This window comes from Thioalkalivibrio sp. XN8 (assembly GCF_011058255.1).
Classification (GTDB): Bacteria; Pseudomonadota; Gammaproteobacteria; order Steroidobacterales; family XN24; genus XN24.
The window spans coordinates 156,756-174,906 of the sequence record NZ_JAALFH010000060.1 but is presented as its reverse complement, the minus strand read 5'-3'; the positions used below and the strand labels follow the sequence as shown (position 1 = coordinate 174,906).

Sequence of the window (18,151 nt, the reverse complement as noted above, 5' to 3'; positions counted from 1 at the left end):
AGTATCCGGCATGAACCTGCGACACCTGGGCTTCGACGACTGGTTCTCCGGGCAGGCGGCAGGGATGCTGCGCCCCGGCCAGGCCGCGGCCAGGGTGACGGCAGTCGACCGGGACGTCTTCGTCGTGCGGGACGAGAACGGCGAGACGCCGGCCGCGCTCGCCGGCCGCTTCCGCCACAAGGTCGGAGTGAGCCCGGACCTCCCGTGTGTCGGCGACTGGGTCGGCATCGAGCGCGCCGGCCCGGAGCTCGCCATCATCCATGCCGTGTTGCCGCGCCGCTCGTTCCTGCGCCGCAAGGCCCCGGGCAAGACCGTGGACTTCCAGATGATCGCCGCCAACATCGACGTGGCCTTCATCGTCCAGTCCTGCCAGTACGACTTCAACGTGCGGCGGCTGGAGCGCTACCTGGTGGTCTGCCGCGAAGGGGGCATCGAGCCGTTCGTCCTGCTGAGCAAGACCGACCTCGCGGACCCGCTCGAGATCGAGGGCCTGCTCGCTGCCATCGCCGGCGCGGGCATCGATGCGCCGGTGATTCCGATCAGCACGGCCACCGGGGACGGGCTGGAGCAGTTCCGCGCGCTCCTCGAGCCCGGCAAGACCTATTGCCTTATCGGCTCCTCGGGGGTGGGCAAGAGCACGCTCGTCAACCGGCTGCTTGGCCGCGACGAACTCGACACGCGGGCCGTCAGCGCCACGGGCGAGGGCACGCACACCACGTCCCGCCGGCAGCTGCTGGTCCTGGACGACGGTACCATGCTGATCGACACGCCCGGCATGCGCGAGCTCGGCCTGCTCGGGGCCAGCGAGGGACTCGACGAGAGCTTCGCCGACATCCGCGCGCTCGCCGCGGCCTGCCGCTTCACCGATTGCACCCACGCGAGCGAACCCGGTTGCGCCGTGCGCGCCGCCATCGAAAGCCATACCCTGAGCGAAGCGCGCTATCGGGGTTACCTGAAGCTGAAGAAAGAAAGCGAGTATCACGACACGTCCTATGTCGAGCGGCGCAAGAAGGACCGGGAGTTCGGTCGTTACGTCAACTCCGTCATGAAACAAAAAAAGCGGTGAAACGAGAACGGGGCATGATCGCCCTACAGAGAGAGGAGAGTCCCAGAATGACCTGCGCAGCAATCAAACCAGCCCGATTCCTGCAGGCCGCGTGCATGTCCCTCGCGCTCTGCGTGCCGGCCGCCGCGACCGAGGACACGCCCAGGCGCGACCTGCTGGCGTTTGCCGCCGGTGCCCTCCCCGTCGCGATTGGCGGCGCCGCACAGGAGGCGCGGGTCGGGCTCGACCAGGCGCTGCAGCTCATCGACGGCGACGCGCGCGGCTTCGTCCTGACGCCCAAGCCGGGCGGCCCCGATACGGCGATCGTGTTCGTCTATGAGCTGCCGGCGCCGACGACGTTCGAGGAGTTCGCGGTACCCAATGTGCTGGAAACCCCGAGCCCTTCGCAGACGTTTTTCAGGGCCGTCAGCATTGCAGGCTCGGACTCGGGTCCCGCGGGACCGTTCACGGAACTCGGCGCCGCGACGCTGAGCACCCATGCGGCGAAGGGCGAGTGGACGAGGATCCCGGCCGCTTCCGACCAGGCGGTGCAGTGGGTGCAGCTGACGTTGCAGGGCGGGATCAACGTCGAGCGGGACCAGACGTTCTTCGAGTTCAGCGAGATTGCCGGCTTCGGCGAGCAGGAGCCACCGCCGCTGTCGCAGGCATTCACTGGCAAGTGGCAGGGCCGCGGCGTGAAGCTGGAGCTGGAGCAGGACGGCGTGCGAGTGAGCGGCTGCTTCGACGGCGCCGGCGAGCTCGACGGCACGGTCAGCGGCAACCTGCTGCATGCCACGGGCCGGGACAGCAAGAGCGGCGTCCCGAGCATTTTCGTGCTCTCGGTCGGAAGTGACGACGACATCGTTGGCGTCCGGTCCACCAACGGCGCGCCTTTCAAGCTCTACCGCGGCGACCCTGCGCCGGCCCTGAAGCTGGCCTGTCCGGACCGGCCTGTTGCGCCCGTCGGCTGTGGCTCCGTCATCCACGGCATCCGGTTCGATTTCGATTCGGCGGCAATCCGTCCGGAGTCGGACGCGCACCTCGACGCCCTGTACGACGGGCTGCAGGCCACGCCGGCGGCGGCGATCACCGTGATCGGCCATACCTCGAGCGAAGGCTCGGAGGACTACAACCAGGGCCTGTCGCAGCGCCGGGCCGCGGCAGTCGCGGCGGCGCTGGTGGCGCGCGGCCTCGATGCTCCGCGCATCGCGGCGGACGGCCAGGGGGAAAGCCGGCCGATCGCCGACAACGACACGGAGGCCGGGCGCTCGCTGAATCGCCGGGTAGAGATCGAGTGTCGCTGAGCGCGCAGCCCACCACCAACCTCGGGAGCTAGATCGAGTGGATCCGGCCCGCCAACTGGGGTTCCTGTCTTCAGCCGGGCTCGCGCTCGTCGGCACTGCCTACCTGGTGGTCGTGTTGCTGGCCGTTGCCGAGGTCGGCCTGGAGGACCCGGTGGTGGACCCGGCGTTGGCCGTGATGGAGATCCTCACGCTCCTGGCGGCGCTCCTCCTGGTCGTCGTCATGGCTTCGGTCCACGCCATTGCGGCCCAGGCGCGAAAGGTGTTCGGACTCCTCGCCCTGTCGTTTGCCGTCATCATGGCCGGCCTGACCAGCGCCGTTCACTTCGTCGCCCTGACGGCCGGGCGCCAGCCGGGTCCCTTCGTGCTGGAATGGCCGTCCATCGGGTATGCGCTGGAGCTCCTGGCCTGGGACGTGTTCCTCGGGATGTCGCTGCTGTGCGCCGCCGCCGTCTTCCCCGGCCCGGGATTCCATGCTGCGGCCCGCTGGGCGCTCGGGACGACGGGCGTTCTCTGTCTCGTGGGGACCGTCGGGCCCGTGCTCGGTGACATGACACTGCAGAGAATTGGCATACTGGGCTACGGTGTCGGCCTGCCGGTCTCGAGCCTGCTGCTGGCAGTGGTCTTCCGGCGCCGTCGATCCGATCCGGGGGTTGCATGAGCGCTTACGACAAGGCCGTGAAGGCGATCCGGGCCCCGCTGCCGGGCGCGCCCGAGCTGCGTGATTTCGTCCGTTTCGCCACGCTGGCGCCGAATTCGCACAACACCCAGCCGTGGAAGTTCAGGCTGCAGTCGGACACGGTCGACATCCTCCCGGACTTTTCGCGGCGCACGCCTGTGGTCGACCCCGACGATCACCATCTCTACGTCACGCTGGGCTGCGCGGCCGAGAACCTGCTGATCGCGGCGCGGGCGAGCGGCCGCCCGGCGGAACTGGCCGTCATGCATGACCGGGATGCGGGCACCTGGGCCCGGATCGTCCTCGGCCGCGGCGCGCGCAGCGACGTCGACCTGTGCGAGGCCATCCCGGCCCGCCAGTCGACCCGCTGCAAGTACGACGGCCGCGCCCTCGCCGCCGACGAACTGCGGCAGCTCGCCGACGCCGCGGCGCTGCCCGGTGTCGACGTGTTGTTCGTCACCGGCCGCGACCGGCTGGAGCAGGCGCTGGGTTTCATCCAGGCGGGCAACGGCGCGCAGATGGACGACCCCGCCTTCGTGAACGAGCTGAAGGACTGGCTCCGCTACAACCCGGCGGCCGCGCTGGAGCACGGAGACGGGCTGTTGGGCAAGTGCTCGGGCAGCCCGAGCGCGCCGGACTGGCTCGGCCCGCTGGTGTTCGACCTGGCGTTCCGCAAAGCTGCGGAGAACCGGAAGTACGCGCGCCAGCTGCGTTCCTCGGCCGGCCTGGCGGTGTTCGTCACCGAGCGGGTGGATCCCGAGGGCTGGATCGAGGTCGGGCGCAGCTTCGAACGGTTCGCTTTGCGGGCGACGGCGCTGGGCATCCGGCACGCGCACCTCAACATGCCGATCGAGGTGCCTGAGACCCGCCCGGGATTCGCCCACTGGCTGGGCATCCCGGGACGGCGACCGGACCTGGTCATCCGCTTCGGCAAGGCGCGCCCCATGCCGATGTCCATCAGGCGACCGCTGGACGCGGTCATCGTTCCTTGACGTGACGGGCGGCGATGCCCTGCCGACGTTCGCAGGTTGGCTGGCTAGCGGCTTCGGCCTGGGGCATGTGCCGCTCCTGCCGGGGACGGCCGGCGCTCTCGGCGGCGTGCTGCTCAGCCTGGCGCTCAGCGGCTGGCCGATCCGCAAGCAGGTGCTGGCCGGCGCCGTGCTGGTGGCGATCGCGGTGCCGATCGCCGGTTACGGCGCCCGCGCCTTTCCGGAGCACGACGATGCGCGCATCGTCGCCGACGAGCTGCTGACGTTCCCGGTCGCGACGCTCGGCCTGCCGATCCGCCAGCACCCCGGGCTGCTGGCCGCGGCCTTCGTCACGAGCCGGGTGCTCGATGGCCTCAAGCCTTTTCCGGCGCAGGCCGTGGAGTCGTTGCCCGGCGGTGTAGGCGTGGTCATGGACGACGTCGTCGCCAACGCCTGGGCCCTCCTGCTGGTTTCTCTCGGGTGGCGATGGTTCCGGCGGCTGCCGGCAGCTGCCGGCTACGGTGTCTCCATGGCCGCAACGCTGGGCGCTGCCGCTGCCCTGCCGCTGGGCATCATCGCCTTCGGGGGCGCCGCGCCGGCCTGGCTCGGTTACGGTGCGCTCGCCTGGTTGGCGGGGCTGGCCGTGAAGCTTCCGCTCGCCGCCGTGACCGGGGTGCTGCTCGCCCAACGAAGTCCCGGGCTTCAGGCGGGAATGCTCGGGATGGTTTCTGGGTTGAGCGAGCTCGGGATCGCTGTGGCGATTCTGTTCTGGGTCGGCGGCGACCTATCAGTGGCGGACGTGCTGCTTTACGCCACAGCGGCAGGTAGCATGGAGACATTGGCCCTCGGTGCCTGGTCGCTTCTCGTCAGGCCGGATGCCGACACTGTGAGGCGTTGGCGGCAAGTGGCGGAGCGTTCGGCGTGGGTTCGGCACATGTTCCTAATAGAACGCTCGATCGCGCTCGCCGGCCATGTCGGATCACGGGGGCTGGTCAGTCTTGCTGTCGTCACTGGCAATGCCTGGCTGGCGCTGCCCGCGCTTGCGGGTTTCATCCTGACTGACGGGCTGGCCGCGCACCGGGATATCATGGGACAAGACTGGATGGATCCGGCTTGGTTCCGCCGTATGATGGGCCTGTTCGCGGCGGTGGCCGCCATCGAACTGGGGCTGTTCGCGCTGCTGCTCCCGCTGGCGGATTGATACGGGCGATGACGGATATCGACTATCTCGCGATGAACCGCAGCGGCTGGGACCTGCGGGCCCGGGCGCACTTCGATTCGCGGTTCTACGACGTGCCGGGCTTTCTCGCCGGCGCCTCGTCGCTGCGGGAGATCGAGCTGGCCGAGCTTGCCGACGTGCGCGGCAAGCGATTGCTGCACCTGCAGTGCCATTTCGGGCTCGACACCCTGTCGTGGGCGCGCCTGGGCGCGGCCTCCACCGGCGTCGACCTTTCGCCCGAAGCCATCCGGCTGGCGCGGGACCTGGCCAGGCAAACGCAGCTCGAGGCCGACTTCATCTGCTCGGACGTGTACGGCTTCCGCCGCCAGGACCCGGAGCCCTTCGACATCGTGTTCACTTCCTACGGGTCCATCTGCTGGCTGCCGGACCTGTCGCGCTGGGCCGCGGTGGTGGCCGACAACCTGGCGCCCGGCGGGACTTTCTACATGGTCGAGTTCCACCCGATCTACGACCTGCTCGCCGGCTACTCGTACTTCACGCGCCCCGAGCCGGACCTGGAGGAAGCAGGGACCTACACCGAGAACGGCGCCGCTGCGGTGGCGCGCCTGGCGACCTGGGCGCACCCGCTCTCGAGCGTGGTCAACGCGCTGGTCGGCGCCGGCCTCCGCATCGAGCGGCTGAACGAATTTCCGTACAGCCCGTACGACTGCCTGCCGGGGCTCGTGGAAAAAGAGCCGGGCAGGTTCTATCTTGATCACGCGGGCCACCACGCGCCCCTGGTGTACAGTGTCCGGGCGCGACACTGCAACGGCACAGAGGCCAGGCATGATTCCAGATGAGCCGGTCCGCGGCCTTACGCCCCCGCCCTGGGTAGGTTCCCTGAGTGGCATCGAGCGCTGCCGCGTCTACAGCCGAGGCCTCTTGCCCGCGACGCCGATGGCGCGATTGTTCGGCTACCGGCTCACTCATGTCGCCGCCGGCACCGTGACCCTGGCCATGCCGGCTAACGACGCCAATATTGCGGGCATCGGCCAAATGGAGATCAGCGCGCCAATGGTCGCCGCGCTGGAGGGCGCCTGCAACACGGCACTCCCGGCCGGTTTCGACGTGCTGCCCCTGCGGCTCGGCTTCGATCCGTTTCGACCAGCCTGGCCCGGGCGCGGCAACCTGCTGTGCCGGGCCCGCGTGGTCAGCAGCAGCAACCTCTTCGTCAACGCGGTGGTGCAGGTCGAAGATTCGGACGGGCGCCACGTGGCCCAGGGTTCCCTGCACTGCGCCGTGGTGCCCATCAGCCCGCCATGTCCGCCGCCGCCGGACAACATGCCGCCTGTGCAGGAGCCGGTATACGACACGCCGGACCCGTACCTGCGCAAGGTGGCGGTGAGTCCGGTGCTGGAGCTGATGGAACGGGAAGACGGGCTGGAGATCATGCGCCAGTTCAAGGACGGGCGGATTCGCATGCCCGTCGCTTCGCTCTATGGCATCTCCCTGCACGACATCGAGGCGAACCGGGCCTCGCTGTCGATGCCGGCCAGCGGGTGGTTCTGCTCCTTCGGGCGCCAGGTCTCGGCCCAGGCCATTGGGGCCCTGGCCAATATCGCGATCTTCTCCGGCGTCGTCAGCCTGCATCGGCCGGGTAGCACCACCGTGATGCTCGGTAGCGCGACCACGTTCCTGCGCCAGGTGCCTGCTGACGGGCAGCGGGTTCATGCCGAGGTCACCACCTGCGAGGCAGCCCCGAACGTCTACCTGGCCGAGGCGACGCTGCGAACTGCCGCAGGTGGGATGGCGGCACGGAGCGTCGCCTCGATCATGCGCATCGACGCCAGCAAGCGTGAGCGGCGCCCGCGCGCCGAGGCCCGCCGGGTCCTCGCGACCCTTTTGTTCGTCGACATCGTCGATTCGACGTCGCTCGCGGGGCGGATGGGCGACGTGGCCTGGCGCAACCTGCTGGATGAGTTCCGGCAGCGAGTCCGCCGCGAGATCTCGCGTTTCAACGGCACCGAGGTGGACACGGCCGGCGACGGCTTCTTCGTGCGCTTCGACTCGCCGGCCTATGCGATCGAGGCCGCGCGTGCAGCGGGCAATGCGATCGAAGGCCTCGGCGTGAAGCTCCGCGCGGGCGTTCACACGGGTGAATGCGAGCTCGTCGGCACGCGTCTTGCCGGACTGGCCGTGCATATTGCCGCACGCATCATGGCGACGGCCGGCGCCGGCGAGACCATGGTGTCTTCCACCGTGCGGGAGCTTTCCGGCGGCTCGGGCTTCGGCTTCGCGGACCGGGGCGAACACGAACTCAAGGGCGTGCCGGGCAAGTGGCGGCTGTACGCCGTCATCCCTTGAGGCAGCGCGCCGCGGTTTGAGCTAGTCTCAGGCCGGTCACCAGGTCGGGACGTGGCCACCGCGTCGACCTGCAAGGATGGCAAGGAGCACGGACATGGCTGCGATAGAGACACTCGGCAGGCTCGCGGGGGACTGGCAGGCCATCAGCCGTCTCTGGCTCTCGCCGCAGGACCCGGTACGCGAATCGGAATCGCTCGCTGCGATCCGGTCGACCGGGCGCGAACAGTTCAACGAACTCGAGTACTCCTGGGCCTTCGATGGGCGCCCGCAGGTGGGGCGGCTCATCCTGGGCCAGGATCATGCCAGCCACGCGGTCAAGGCGGTGTGGTTCGACTCCTGGCACATGAAGAACGATTTCATGGTTTGCCAGGGCAGCGTGGACCCGACCGGCGTCGTCGCGGTCAAGGGCACCTATGCTGCCCCGCCGGGCCCCGACTGGGGCTGGGAGATCATTATCGAACCTGACGCGCAGGGCGGCTTTGCCCTGTCGATGTACAACATCCCACCCGGCGGCGGGCCGGAGCTGGCGGTAGAGGCAAAGTACACCCGGGTGACCGGCTGATGCATGTTCACCACGCCATCGACTACATCGAGGTCCCGGTTACCGACCTGGAACGGGCGAAGCAGTTCTACGCCGAGGCCTTCGGCTGGGAATTCAACGACTACGGGCCGGGCTACGCGGGGATCCGGAAAGAAGGCGGCGAAGCCGGCGGGTTGCGGCTGGCGCCTGCAGTGCCCACCGGCGGCCCGCTCGTGATCCTGTACTCGCAGGACCTCGAGCGCTCCCTCGCCGCCGTCCACGAGGCCGGCGGCAACATCACCGCCGAGCCGTTCGCCTTCCCCGGCGGGCGCCGCTTCCACTTCCGCGATCCCAGCGGCAACGAACTCGCTGTGTGGTCGGAGCGCTGACCGGCGTCGAACTACCCTGCCTTCTTCAGCATGCTGGACGCCGCGTCGGGCAGGCGTGCCTTCAGCCAGTCGAGGTCGAGCTTGGCCGGGTTGTCGATGTATTCCTGCGGGTTGTCCACGATGGACTGCAGGTAGTCACGCGACACCTTCCACTCCGTGTCGTGCTCGGACTTGCCGCGCGACAGGATCTCGAACTTCTCGTTCAGGTAGCGGATCGTGAAATAGTCGAACGGCTTCTCGGGGTCCTCATCATAGATGGCGACCCCCGCCTTGTGACCGTCGAGGAACTTGTCCCAGGCGGCAACCAGCCCCTTCATGAAGCCCGAGTCCCGATGCTTTTCCAGGGCCCGGTTGGTCACGTCGAGGGCATCCGTGAAAAGCGTGTAGATGTCTTTGGTGGTCATGTCTGGCTCCTTGCCCGAACCGGGGTCCGGGACTGATCGTTGGTGGCTGCCCTGGCTCCGCCTGACCACAGTCTAGTAGCCAGGACTGATCGCGCCAGCCAAGCAATGTGGACAACTTGTCCACAGGACGGTGTGCTATACCTGCGATGATGTTGGATACAGCTACGACTATGAGAGATTCGCGCCAGCTCTACTATCACGGCTACGGTTCCAACCTCGATCCGCTGCGCTCTGCGCTCTGCGCGCTCAAGTCGAGCGACAAGCGCCGGCTCGACGCCGCCGAAGGGGCGGGGCGCGGCCGCACGAGGTGCTGCTCGCCCGCATGACGGCCGGGCACGCCGCGGAAGAGGTAGACTCGCAGGACTCTGCAATGCCACGCGGGAGGTGATGAGACGCGATGGCGAAAAGCAAGCTCGGCGCCGCCGATTTCCGCCTGCGCAAGGCCGCGCCGGCGGACGGCCCCGTGCTGGCCGAGCTGCTCAACGCCGCCGGCGAGGGCTTGCCGCTGCACCTCTGGTCGCTGATGGCCGGGCCGGGCGAGGACCCGATGGCCGTCGGGGCGCGCCGCGCCGCGGGCACCGAAGGCGGCTTCAGTCACCGCCATGCCCACGTGGCGATGGTCGACGAGCGTGTGGCCGGCATGCTGCTCGGCTACCCGCTGCCCGATCCCTGCGACACCAGCGGGCTGGCCGCTGCACCGCCGGTGGTGCGGCCCCTGCTCGAGCTCGAGGCGCGGGCGCCCGGCAGCTGGTACGTCAACGCCGTGGCCGCCCTGCCACAGTTCCGCGGCCGCGGCGTCGGTACCTTCCTGATGAACATCGCGGAGTTCCTGGCGCGGGCCGCCGGCGCGCCGGCCACCAGCCTGGTGGTCGCCGAGGACAACGCCGGCGCGATGCGGCTTTACCAACGTCTCGGCTACGAGGTGCTCGACCGGCGGCCGGTGGCCCGGTTCCCGGGCTGCCACCACACCGGTGACTGGCTGCTGATGTGCAAGAATCTGCGCCGGCCCGCCACGGATGGCGCCGGCTAGGCGCTCGTCAGCGCGGCGGTCGCGGGAACCGCCCGGCCCTATCTCAACCGGCACGAGCCCCCGGAAAACCTAGAGATCGGGCGCTCCGGCCTTGCCCCGGTGCTGCGCTTCGACGGCCGCCTTGAGGTCGACGTTGAACTGCTTCACGGCATCATCGAACCGCTTCTGGTCCATGACCACGACGTTCAGCTCGCGGGCGAGGAGCGTGTTGCCCGGGGCGGTCATGATCTCGGCCCGCACCGTCAGGCCACAGGCGCTGTTCCAGCTCATCTGCTTCTCGAAGGCCGGCCGCGGCCCGTTGACGCAGCGCGACCTGCGCGCGCTGTCGCCGCCTGGAATCGGCTGCTGCCGCGCATCGTAGACCCAGCTGTAGGTGACCGCGCCTGGGCGGTGGCCGAGGCTGTAGTAGCCCTCCTGGTTCGCCGCCAGGTGCGGCTGGCCGTACTTCGCGACGAGCGCCTCCTGGAGCGACGTCACCGTGGGGGACTCGTCGGCAGGGAACACGGTCCGCCGCCAGATGACGCCGGCCCGCTCCCCTTCCGGCAGCCCGGTGAAGGCGACGATGAACTCCTCACTGACGTCCTGCAGCAACTCGAAGCCGTAGCCCCCGTCTTCGCACTCGCCGCCGCCCGCCAGGCGCGCCTCGGCGGGACAGATGTCGCCATTGGCCGCGCGCAGCAACTGGCGGGTCGGCAGCCCCTCGTTCCGGATCGCCCAGGCCTCGGCGGTGTCGAAATTGACGATGTCGCCGCGGCATTCGAGGAGGGCTTCGACATCGGCGAAGCTCATGCCCGGGCGGAGGTTGGCGACATCGTCGACGGGCTGGTTGGGATCCCGCGCCGCCAGCGCCGGCGTATGCGGGCACTGGCGTGCTGCCGCCTGCTTGCGTCGCTCCTCGCGGGCGGCCATGAGCGCCTCGACCTCGGTGCTCGCGGCCGCCCGCGCGGCGGCCTGCCGGCAGGTCCTGCCCGTCGCCTCGGTCTTGTCGAGAGCGGCGACCAGCCTCGGATTCGACAGCGCCCCCATGGCGATCTGCCCTTGGGCCTGGTCGCTGGCGCCCACCATGCTCTCGGCGAACTCGACGAGCAGCGTGAACGAATCCTCGTCGAGCTCGGCCATGAGTGCCTCGCCCTGGCAGGCGCAGTAGGCCTCCTCGTCACCGCCGGCGATGCAGGCCTTGACATAGCGCTCCTTCACCCTGTCGGCGCTGCTGCCGCAGCCGGCAAGCAGGCCGAGCAGCACGAGCGCCAGCGTGCGCCTGCCGCTCATGCCGCCACCGCCTTCTGCTTCGAGTGCAGCAAAAAGGCCAGCCCACCCGCGACGATCAGCAGGGCGGTGAAAACGACCGCCTTGCCCTGGAACAGGACGGGCAGGATGCCGGCGCCCAGCAACAGGGCCCCCGCGAGCTGGTACTTGCCCTTCATGGCCAGGAATGCGCCCACGAGACCGACGAAGGCGCCGATCACCAGGATGATTGCTGCGGTGCCCATCTGGTCCAGCGACTGGCCCTGCGCCGCGGCCATTTGATACGCAGTTGCACGCTCCAGTTCGCTCAGGCCGCTGAGCGCGCTCAGGCTGTTGAGCCAGCTGACGCCGAGAAAGCCGGAGGCGAGTGCTCCGAGGACGGCCAGGATGATAATCGCGATTTTCATTCGAGTTCCCCCTCTGCTCATGCTGCGTGGTGCGGGATGAGGATGGCGCAGGCGCGTGCGGAAGCCGTCACGGTTTGCTAACGAATTTCTAACGCGCTAGAGTCCCTTGGCGAATCAGCGGCTTGTGTGCGCCTTTGCAGCATTGCAGCATGGAGGCGACGCGCTGACGATGGGGTGATTGCCCCGGGACACGTTCCTTGCAGGGAGCGACCTGTCCAATGAGTGATTCGGAGCCTTCGCGCCAGGGCACGCTTTATCTCTACCGTTTCGGGGCGGCGGAGTTCGACGAGTCGCGGTCCGAGCTCCGGGTTGCCGGCCTGGCAGTCGAGCTGGAGCGGCGCCCGCTCGAAGTGCTGCGTATCTTGCTGCGCAACGCCGGCGAGGTGGTCACCAAGGAAGAACTGCTCGACACGGTCTGGGAAGGCCGCGTCACGGTCGAGAACGTCCTCGCCAACGCGGTCGCGAAGCTGCGCAAGGCGCTCGGCGAGGCCAATGCGGGTTTCATCGTCACCAAGCCGCGAGTCGGCTACCGCTTCGACGGCAGGCTCGAGCGTATTGCGACCGGCCGGCGCCTAGTCAGCCGCCTGGACCTGGCCGCCGACCAGGCCGTGCCCGGGCGGCCGAATTTCCGCCTCGCGCGCCAGTTGTCGAGTACGGCCGGCAGCGAGGTCTGGCTGGCCGTCCATGACAAGACTGGCGAGCGCCGCGTATACAAGTTCAGCACCGACGGGGAACGGCTGGCGGCGCTGAAGCGCGAGGCGACCCTGTCTCGGGTGCTGCGCGAGACGCTGGGCGAGCGGGACGACATCGTCCGCCTCATCGACTGGAACTTCGCCACCGAGCCCTTCTTCCTGGAATGCGAGTATGGCGGGCAGAGCCTGCTCGAGTGGGCGGACCAGGATGGGAATCTGGCGGCGCTGGCCTTGAACGAGCGTCTCGACCTTGCCTTGCGCGCCATCGAGGCGGTCGCTGCCGCCCACGACGTCGGCGTGCTGCACAAGGACCTTAAGCCCGCCAACATCCTGGTCGAAGAAGAAGTCGATGGCCGGCTCAGGATCCGGCTCACCGATTTCGGCAGCGGCCGCCTGATGGAGCCGGGCCGGCTCGACGAACTGGGCGTCACGCCCCTGGGCCTGACGCGGAGCCGCGACGCCACGAGCGACTCGAGCTTCGGCACGCCGTTGTATATCGCCCCCGAGATCATCGCCGGCGAGCCGGCAACCGCCAAGAGCGACGTCTACGCGCTCGGCGTGCTGCTGTACCAGGTCCTGGCGGGCGACCTCCGCCGCCCGCTGACGACCGGCTGGGAACACGACATCGCCGATGAGCTCCTGGTGCGCGACATCGCCCGGGCGACCGCCGGCAATCCCGCGCAACGCATCGCGTCGGCGGCCGAGCTGGCGCAGCGTCTGCGCGACCTCGAGGAGCGCCGGGCCGAGCGCGCCCGGGTCGAGGAGACGGAAAAGCGCGCGCTCGCGGCGCAGGCTGCGCTGGACCGGGCGCGTTCGCGGCGGCCGTGGGTGATGGCGGCCGGGATCGTGTTGCTGGCCGGCGTGACCGCCAGCAGCATGCTGTTCCTGCGGGCGCGCGAGGCCCAGCATATGGCGCAGGAACAGGCCGCGCGCGCCGAGGCGACGGCGACGTTCCTGCGTGACATCATGCTCAGCGCCGATCCACGCGAGTCCGATGCCGGCTATGACGCGACCCTGCGCGACGCGCTGGCCCGCGCCGCCGACCGCATCGAGGGCCGGTTCGCGGCCGATCCTGCCATGGAGGCCTCGATTCGCGAGACAGCGGGGGAGATCTATACCGGGTTGCAGGATTTCAGGACCGCGGCCGAACACCGGCGCCGGGTCGCTGCACTGTTCGCCCGGATGCTCGGGGACGCCCATCCCCGCACGCTCGAAGCGCGTTACCGCCTCGGCGAGTCGCTGGTGAATGCCTCGGCGTACGCGGAGGCTGGCGAGATCATCGATGCGGCCGACGTGGACGCGGCAGAGGCCGGCGTAGAAAACGACGGCGTCGCGCTTGCCGCAACGCGGGCGCGCGGGCGCCTGCACCTGATGCAGGCCCAGATCGAGCCGGCCGTGGCGGCATACGAGGAGGCGCTGGCGCGCCTCGAGAGCGCGGCGCCCGACGACGCCCGGACCAGGCACGGCCTCATCCTCGATCTCGCGCAGGGTTACGTCAGGACCGGCCGGCAGGACGAGGCGGTCGAGTTGCTGGAAAAGCTCCAGGACGGCGCGCGTTTCGCCGAGGCCGGCGTGCCTGCTGCGCGCCTTGCGACCGCGCGGCTGCATTATGGGGCTGCGCTGCTCCATTCCGGCCGCCTTGCCGATGCCGAGCCGGTGCTCAACCAGGCGCTCGTCGAACTGGAGGAGGCCTTCGGCCCGGACTCCACCCAGCTGGCCGAGGGCAAGAGTGTCCTCGGTAATCTCTATGCGGCCGACGGACGCTGGGCCGAGGCCCTGCCCCTAATCTCCGCCGTGCGGGAGACGGCGTGTGCCACCCAGGGGGCGGAGCATCTCACCTGCGTCATGGCCGGCGGGAACGAAGGCGTCATCCTGGTCCAGCTCGGCGACGCCGCCAGCGCCATGCCGAAGCTGATGGCAGCGCGCGACGTGTTCGAGCGGATGATGGGACCGGGCACACCCGGCGTCCAGGTGATGAACTACTACCTGGCGCAGGCGCTGCTCGGCGCGGGCGATAGCGTCGGGGCGGCGGCCCTGATCGAAGGACTCGATCCGGCCCAGCTCGCTGCCGGCAGCCCGGGCGAGGAGTGGCCGGCTCGCATCGCCGCGCTCCGTGGCTGGGCGATGCTGCTCGACGGACGACGCGCAGACGGGACTGCCTTGCTGGAACGGACCATCGCAGGCATGGAGCAAGACGGCATGCAGGACTGGATCATCGCGCCGTTCCGCGCGGCTCTCGCCAAGGGACGCTGAAGAACGGTGAGCGATTCCACGCCCGGCGCGCCGCCCCGCTGGCTGGCCTACAACGAGCTCGCCTGGACTGACGAGCTGCTGAGCGATCCCGCCGACTGCGAGGCCGCGGTCGCAAACATCGTCCGGCTGCTGCGGGCGACGGCGCGCCCGGCGCCGCGGACGCTGCTCCATCTCGGCAGCGGCGCCGGCGGCTACGATCGCCTCCTCAAGCGCCAGTTCGCCGTCACCGGCGTCGACGTCAGCCCGGGCATGCTCGCGCTCGCCCGCGCGGCGAACCCGGACGTCGAGTACCTCGAGGCCGACATGCGCACGCTGCGGCTTGGCCGGGAGTTCGACGCTGTCATCATCCCGGACAGCGTCGACTACATGGTGACGCGCGACGATCTCGACGCGGCGCTGCAGACGGCCGCGCTGCATCTCCGGCCGGGCGGCGCGGTCCTCGTCGTGGCCAAGCCGGCCGAGACGTTCCGGGACAATAACTTCGCCTATATCGGCGAGCGCGAAGGCGTCCACCTCACGGTGCTGGAAAATAACCGCGTCGACCCGGCCCGGCCCGGTTGCTACGAGGCGACCCTGGTGTACCTGGTCCGGTGCGAAGGCGAGCTGAGCGTTCACACCGACCGCCATGTTCTAGGACTCTTTCCGCGCCGGGCCTGGGACGAGGCCTTCGACGCCGCCGGGCTCGACATGCTCGCGGTGCCGCTCGAGGGCGCTTACGACCAGTACCTCCTCGGGGAAGGCTGCTACCCGCAGACCATCTTCGTCGGAGGCAAGCGCGGATGAAGGCCGCTGCGCTCGCGCTGGTATGGCTGTTGGTGACACCCGCTGCCGCAGCGGAGCCCGCCGGGCCCGAGGTCATCGCCGACGCGGGCGTCACGGCGGAACTCGACGGCCGCGATGCGATCTTCTACGCCATCGACCTCGAGGACGGCCGGCGTTTTGCGTGGGCGCCCGAGCGTGCCGGCGAGCTCCACGCGCCCTACTCCACTTTCAAGATGCCGAACCTGCTCATCGCGCTCGAAACCGGCGTCGCCGATTCGCTCGACCATGTCCGGCAGCGCGATCCCGCGCGCCGTCCGGCGCAGCCGTGGTGGTCGGAGGCGTGGCGCGAGGACCAGTCGCTGGCGCAGGCCTTCCGCCGCTCGACCGTCTGGTATTTCCAGGATGTGGCGCTCGAAGTCGGCGGCCCGCGCTACCGCGAGATGCTCCGGGCCTTCGGCTACGGCAACGCCATGGCGCCCGACGGCAGCGACGTCTTCTGGCTGGCCGGGCCGCTGGCGATCTCGCCACGCGGGCAGGCGGAGTTCATCGCCCGCCTCGTGCAGGGCGAATTGCCGGTAAGGCCGGCGCACGTGGCGGCGCTGGTTGAAGCCAGCCTGCTGGAAGAGCGGGGCGATTACCGGCTGCACGGCAAGACCGGCTCCGGACCGACCGAGGGCGGTAACATGGACGGGCCCTTCGCCGGCTGGCTGGTGGGCTGGGTGGATCGGCCCGATGCCCCGCCCGTGGCCTACGCGTTGTACGTGCGCGGGCCGAGCTTCGAGTCGATCGCCGCCTTCCGCGGCGAGATGGCGCGCAGCTTCCTGCGGCGTATTGGGGCCTGGCCCGGCGAAGGCTAGACTGGCCGCTACCGAAAACTGGTCGAGGCAGGAAGCAATACGGGCATGTGGGACGAAAAATACAGCGCTGAAGATTACATCTACGGCACGGAGCCCAACCGCTTCCTCGAGGAGCATGCGGCGGAGCTGGCGCCGGGCGACGTGCTGAGCCTGGCCGAGGGGGAGGGCCGCAATGCCGTCTATCTCGCCGGCCTCGGTTTCCGGGTCACGGCCGTCGACCACTCGCCGGTGGGGTTGGCCAAGGCACGGCGGCTGGCAGCAGACAATGGCGTAGAAATTGAGACTATCTGCGCCGATCTTGCGGGCTATGAGCTGGGATCCGGGCGGTGGGATGCTGTCGTGTCGATCTTCGGCCACCTGCCGCCCGAGGTCCGCCGCCAGGTCTACGCGAGGATTCCCGGCGCGCTCAAGCCGGGTGGCATCCTGCTGCTGGAGGCTTACACGCCCGAGCAGATGGGGCGCGGCACCGGCGGGCCGAGGTCGGCAGACCTGCTGGTGACCGCCGACATGCTCCGCGAGGAGCTGGCGGGGCTGGAATTCCTCCATCTCGAGGAACTGGAACGCGAGGTCATCGAGGGCCGGGGCCACACCGGCCTGTCCTCGGTGGTCCAGGCGATCGCGCGCAAGCCATGAGCCGCCGCGTCTCCGGCCATCGCTTCGAGTACGGCCCGCTGGCTCGAGGCATCTTCATCGCTATCGTGTCCCTGTTGCCCCTGACCCTGGTCGTGGCTGGTAACTGGTTGATTTGGCACGTCTTGCTGGTATTGTTCCTCGGTTTCGGCCTGCGGCCGCTGCTGGAATGGAGCGGCTTGTATACGGTATACGCAAGCTTCGCGGCCGCCTGGCAGGAGCGCTGGGGCCGTGGTTTCACCGAGCAGCGCCGGCGCGAGATCGAACGCAAGCAGCGGCGCGCGCGCTACAAGCGATTCGGCCCGGAAGATCCGCGCTTGCCCAAGAAGTGGTGAGGAACACGCGCCTGTTCGTTTATGGCTCGCTGCGCCGGGATGCGCCGGGCAGCCGGCATGAGCTGCTCGGCGACCCCGCAGAGTGCCTCGGCCGCGGCCGGGTGCGCGGCCGGTTGCTGAATCTCGGCGCCTACCCGGGGCTGGTACACGCGGTCACACGTGAAGACTGGGTGCTGGGCGAGCTCTACGAGCTCGGCGACCGCCGCGCCCTCGCCGGGCTCGATGGCTACGAGGACTATGACCCGCACCGGCCGGAGCGCTCGCTGTTCGTGCGTCGCGAGGCGAACGTCGTGCTTGATTCCGGGGAGATCATGACGGCTTGGGTTTACTGTTATGCCGGGCCGATGGGACGCGGCCGCCGCATCGCCTCGGGTGATTACCTCGACGCCGCGGCGGAGCGACCTTGAACCTCGCTTTCCGCGCCCGGGGCTTGCTGCCAGAATGGCGCGACGTATCCGCAGGGGAGGCATGGTGGCCGTGAACCGCCTGGCGCTGGTGTCGGGTCTTGCGCTGGTCGTGGCCGTCGCGCTGGTCGCGTCGGGCGTCGAGCCGCGCGACCGCATCACCTGGTGGATGGAAGTCGCGCCGGTGCTTATCGCGGCCCCGATCCTTGCGCTCACCTATCGTCGCTATCCGCTGACGCACCTTCTCTACGTGCTGATTGCGCTGCACGCGCTGGTGCTGATCTACGGCGGCGCGTACACCTACGCCCACGTGCCGCTCGGCTTCTGGCTCCAGGACCTCCTCGGCACCATGCGCAATCCCTACGACAAGATTGGCCATTTCATGCAGGGCTTCGTCCCGGCGCTAATCGCGCGCGAGATCCTGGTGCGTGGCTACTATGTGAACGGCCGCGCCATGCTGCATTTCCTCTGCGTCTGCATCGCCCTTGCAATCAGTGCTTTTTATGAACTCATCGAGTGGTGGGCCGGGCTCGCCATGGGCCAGGACGCGCACGAGTTTCTCGGCACCCAGGGCGACACCTGGGACACCCAGTCGGATATGTTCTGGGCCCTGCTCGGAGCGATCACGGCGCTGTTGCTGCTGTCCCGCCTGCACGATCGCCAGCTCCGGGCGATGGGCGTCCTCAAGGAGTCGGAGTAATGGCCAA

At 69.1% G+C, this 18,151-nt stretch carries 21 protein-coding genes; 18 read left to right on the top strand and 3 right to left on the bottom strand.

The features are described 5' to 3' along the window. Window positions 1-10 precede the first annotated feature (10 nt). From rsgA to G6N75_RS08380, 9 genes are all read left to right on the top strand, one after another. The gene (gene rsgA / locus G6N75_RS08420; protein WP_165347901.1) at window positions 11-1,066 is read left to right on the top strand and encodes a ribosome small subunit-dependent GTPase A; all 1,056 of its coding nucleotides are present in this window, start codon (window positions 11-13) and stop codon (window positions 1,064-1,066) included. Between the two features lie 95 nt (window positions 1,067-1,161). After that, a complete protein-coding gene (locus G6N75_RS08415; protein WP_165347900.1) occupies window positions 1,162-2,349 on the top strand; it encodes an OmpA family protein in 1,188 nt (395 codons plus the stop codon). Window positions 2,350-2,386: 37 nt separating this feature from the next. Next, window positions 2,387-3,007, top strand: a complete 621-nt coding sequence (locus G6N75_RS08410) for a hypothetical protein (RefSeq protein ID WP_165347899.1) — start codon at window positions 2,387-2,389, stop codon at window positions 3,005-3,007. Further along, window positions 3,004-4,017 (top strand): Tat pathway signal protein, encoded by a 1,014-nt coding sequence (locus tag G6N75_RS08405; protein WP_240901013.1) that lies wholly within the window; start codon window positions 3,004-3,006, stop codon window positions 4,015-4,017. The genes G6N75_RS08410 and G6N75_RS08405 overlap by 4 nt, the downstream gene beginning before the upstream one ends. A gap of 1 nt (window position 4,018) precedes the next feature. Further along, on the top strand, window positions 4,019-5,194 hold the full coding sequence (locus G6N75_RS08400; RefSeq protein WP_165347898.1) for a phosphatidylglycerophosphatase A: 1,176 nt from the start codon (window positions 4,019-4,021) through the stop codon (window positions 5,192-5,194). 8 nt (window positions 5,195-5,202) lie between these two features. Further along, on the top strand, window positions 5,203-6,012 hold the full coding sequence (locus G6N75_RS08395) for a class I SAM-dependent methyltransferase (RefSeq protein ID WP_206203006.1): 810 nt from the start codon (window positions 5,203-5,205) through the stop codon (window positions 6,010-6,012). A 97-nt stretch (window positions 6,013-6,109) separates the two neighbouring features. Then, window positions 6,110-7,516: an adenylate/guanylate cyclase domain-containing protein gene (locus G6N75_RS08390; RefSeq protein ID WP_165347897.1), complete on the top strand. Its 1,407-nt coding sequence runs from the start codon at window positions 6,110-6,112 to the stop codon at window positions 7,514-7,516. Window positions 7,517-7,610: 94 nt separating this feature from the next. Next, window positions 7,611-8,078 (top strand): DUF1579 family protein, encoded by a 468-nt coding sequence (locus tag G6N75_RS08385; protein WP_165347896.1) that lies wholly within the window; start codon window positions 7,611-7,613, stop codon window positions 8,076-8,078. Continuing rightward, the gene (locus tag G6N75_RS08380) at window positions 8,078-8,425 is read left to right on the top strand and encodes a VOC family protein (RefSeq protein ID WP_165347895.1); all 348 of its coding nucleotides are present in this window, start codon (window positions 8,078-8,080) and stop codon (window positions 8,423-8,425) included. The genes G6N75_RS08385 and G6N75_RS08380 overlap by 1 nt, the downstream gene beginning before the upstream one ends. A gap of 11 nt (window positions 8,426-8,436) precedes the next feature. Here G6N75_RS08380 and G6N75_RS08375 read toward each other — a convergent pair whose 3' ends face one another. Next, window positions 8,437-8,829 carry a hypothetical protein gene (locus G6N75_RS08375; protein WP_165347894.1) on the bottom strand — a complete coding sequence of 131 codons (393 nt, stop codon included), beginning with the start codon at window positions 8,827-8,829 and terminating at the stop codon, window positions 8,437-8,439. A 170-nt stretch (window positions 8,830-8,999) separates the two neighbouring features. On the opposite strand from G6N75_RS08375, the gene G6N75_RS08370 reads away from it, so the two are divergent. Then, window positions 9,000-9,155, top strand: coding sequence for a hypothetical protein (locus tag G6N75_RS08370; RefSeq protein ID WP_165347893.1), 156 nt, complete (start codon window positions 9,000-9,002; stop codon window positions 9,153-9,155). Window positions 9,156-9,226: 71 nt separating this feature from the next. Continuing rightward, entirely contained in the window at window positions 9,227-9,859 is a 633-nt protein-coding gene (locus G6N75_RS08365; RefSeq protein ID WP_165347892.1) for a GNAT family N-acetyltransferase, read from the top strand. 69 nt (window positions 9,860-9,928) lie between these two features. Here the strand turns inward: G6N75_RS08365 and G6N75_RS08360 are convergent, their stop codons facing one another. Both G6N75_RS08360 and G6N75_RS08355 read right to left on the bottom strand, forming a co-directional pair. Beyond that, a complete protein-coding gene (locus tag G6N75_RS08360) occupies window positions 9,929-11,128 on the bottom strand; it encodes a hypothetical protein (protein ID WP_165347891.1) in 1,200 nt (399 codons plus the stop codon). Then, window positions 11,125-11,511, bottom strand: a complete 387-nt coding sequence (locus tag G6N75_RS08355) for a hypothetical protein (protein WP_165347890.1) — start codon at window positions 11,509-11,511, stop codon at window positions 11,125-11,127. The genes G6N75_RS08360 and G6N75_RS08355 overlap by 4 nt, the downstream gene beginning before the upstream one ends. A 218-nt stretch (window positions 11,512-11,729) precedes the next feature. Between G6N75_RS08355 and G6N75_RS08350 the strand changes: the two genes are divergently transcribed. The 7 genes from G6N75_RS08350 to G6N75_RS08320 all read left to right on the top strand — a co-directional run bounded on the left by G6N75_RS08350 (window position 11,730) and on the right by G6N75_RS08320 (window position 18,144). After that, window positions 11,730-14,456 carry a winged helix-turn-helix domain-containing protein gene (locus G6N75_RS08350; protein WP_165347889.1) on the top strand — a complete coding sequence of 909 codons (2,727 nt, stop codon included), beginning with the start codon at window positions 11,730-11,732 and terminating at the stop codon, window positions 14,454-14,456. Between the two features lie 6 nt (window positions 14,457-14,462). Then, window positions 14,463-15,239 carry a class I SAM-dependent methyltransferase gene (locus G6N75_RS08345; RefSeq protein WP_165347888.1) on the top strand — a complete coding sequence of 259 codons (777 nt, stop codon included), beginning with the start codon at window positions 14,463-14,465 and terminating at the stop codon, window positions 15,237-15,239. Next, entirely contained in the window at window positions 15,236-16,075 is an 840-nt protein-coding gene (locus G6N75_RS08340) for a class D beta-lactamase (RefSeq protein ID WP_165347887.1), read from the top strand. Before G6N75_RS08345 ends, G6N75_RS08340 begins: the two co-directional genes overlap by 4 nt. Window positions 16,076-16,120: 45 nt before the next feature. After that, window positions 16,121-16,708, top strand: coding sequence for a class I SAM-dependent methyltransferase (locus tag G6N75_RS08335; RefSeq protein WP_165347886.1), 588 nt, complete (start codon window positions 16,121-16,123; stop codon window positions 16,706-16,708). Continuing rightward, window positions 16,705-17,040: a hypothetical protein gene (locus G6N75_RS08330; RefSeq protein ID WP_165347885.1), complete on the top strand. Its 336-nt coding sequence runs from the start codon at window positions 16,705-16,707 to the stop codon at window positions 17,038-17,040. Before G6N75_RS08335 ends, G6N75_RS08330 begins: the two co-directional genes overlap by 4 nt. Further along, the gene (locus G6N75_RS08325; RefSeq protein ID WP_165347884.1) at window positions 17,037-17,447 is read left to right on the top strand and encodes a gamma-glutamylcyclotransferase family protein; all 411 of its coding nucleotides are present in this window, start codon (window positions 17,037-17,039) and stop codon (window positions 17,445-17,447) included. The genes G6N75_RS08330 and G6N75_RS08325 overlap by 4 nt, the downstream gene beginning before the upstream one ends. Before the next feature lie 61 nt (window positions 17,448-17,508). Further along, on the top strand, window positions 17,509-18,144 hold the full coding sequence (locus G6N75_RS08320; protein ID WP_165347925.1) for a DUF2238 domain-containing protein: 636 nt from the start codon (window positions 17,509-17,511) through the stop codon (window positions 18,142-18,144). Window positions 18,145-18,151: the final 7 nt, after the last annotated feature.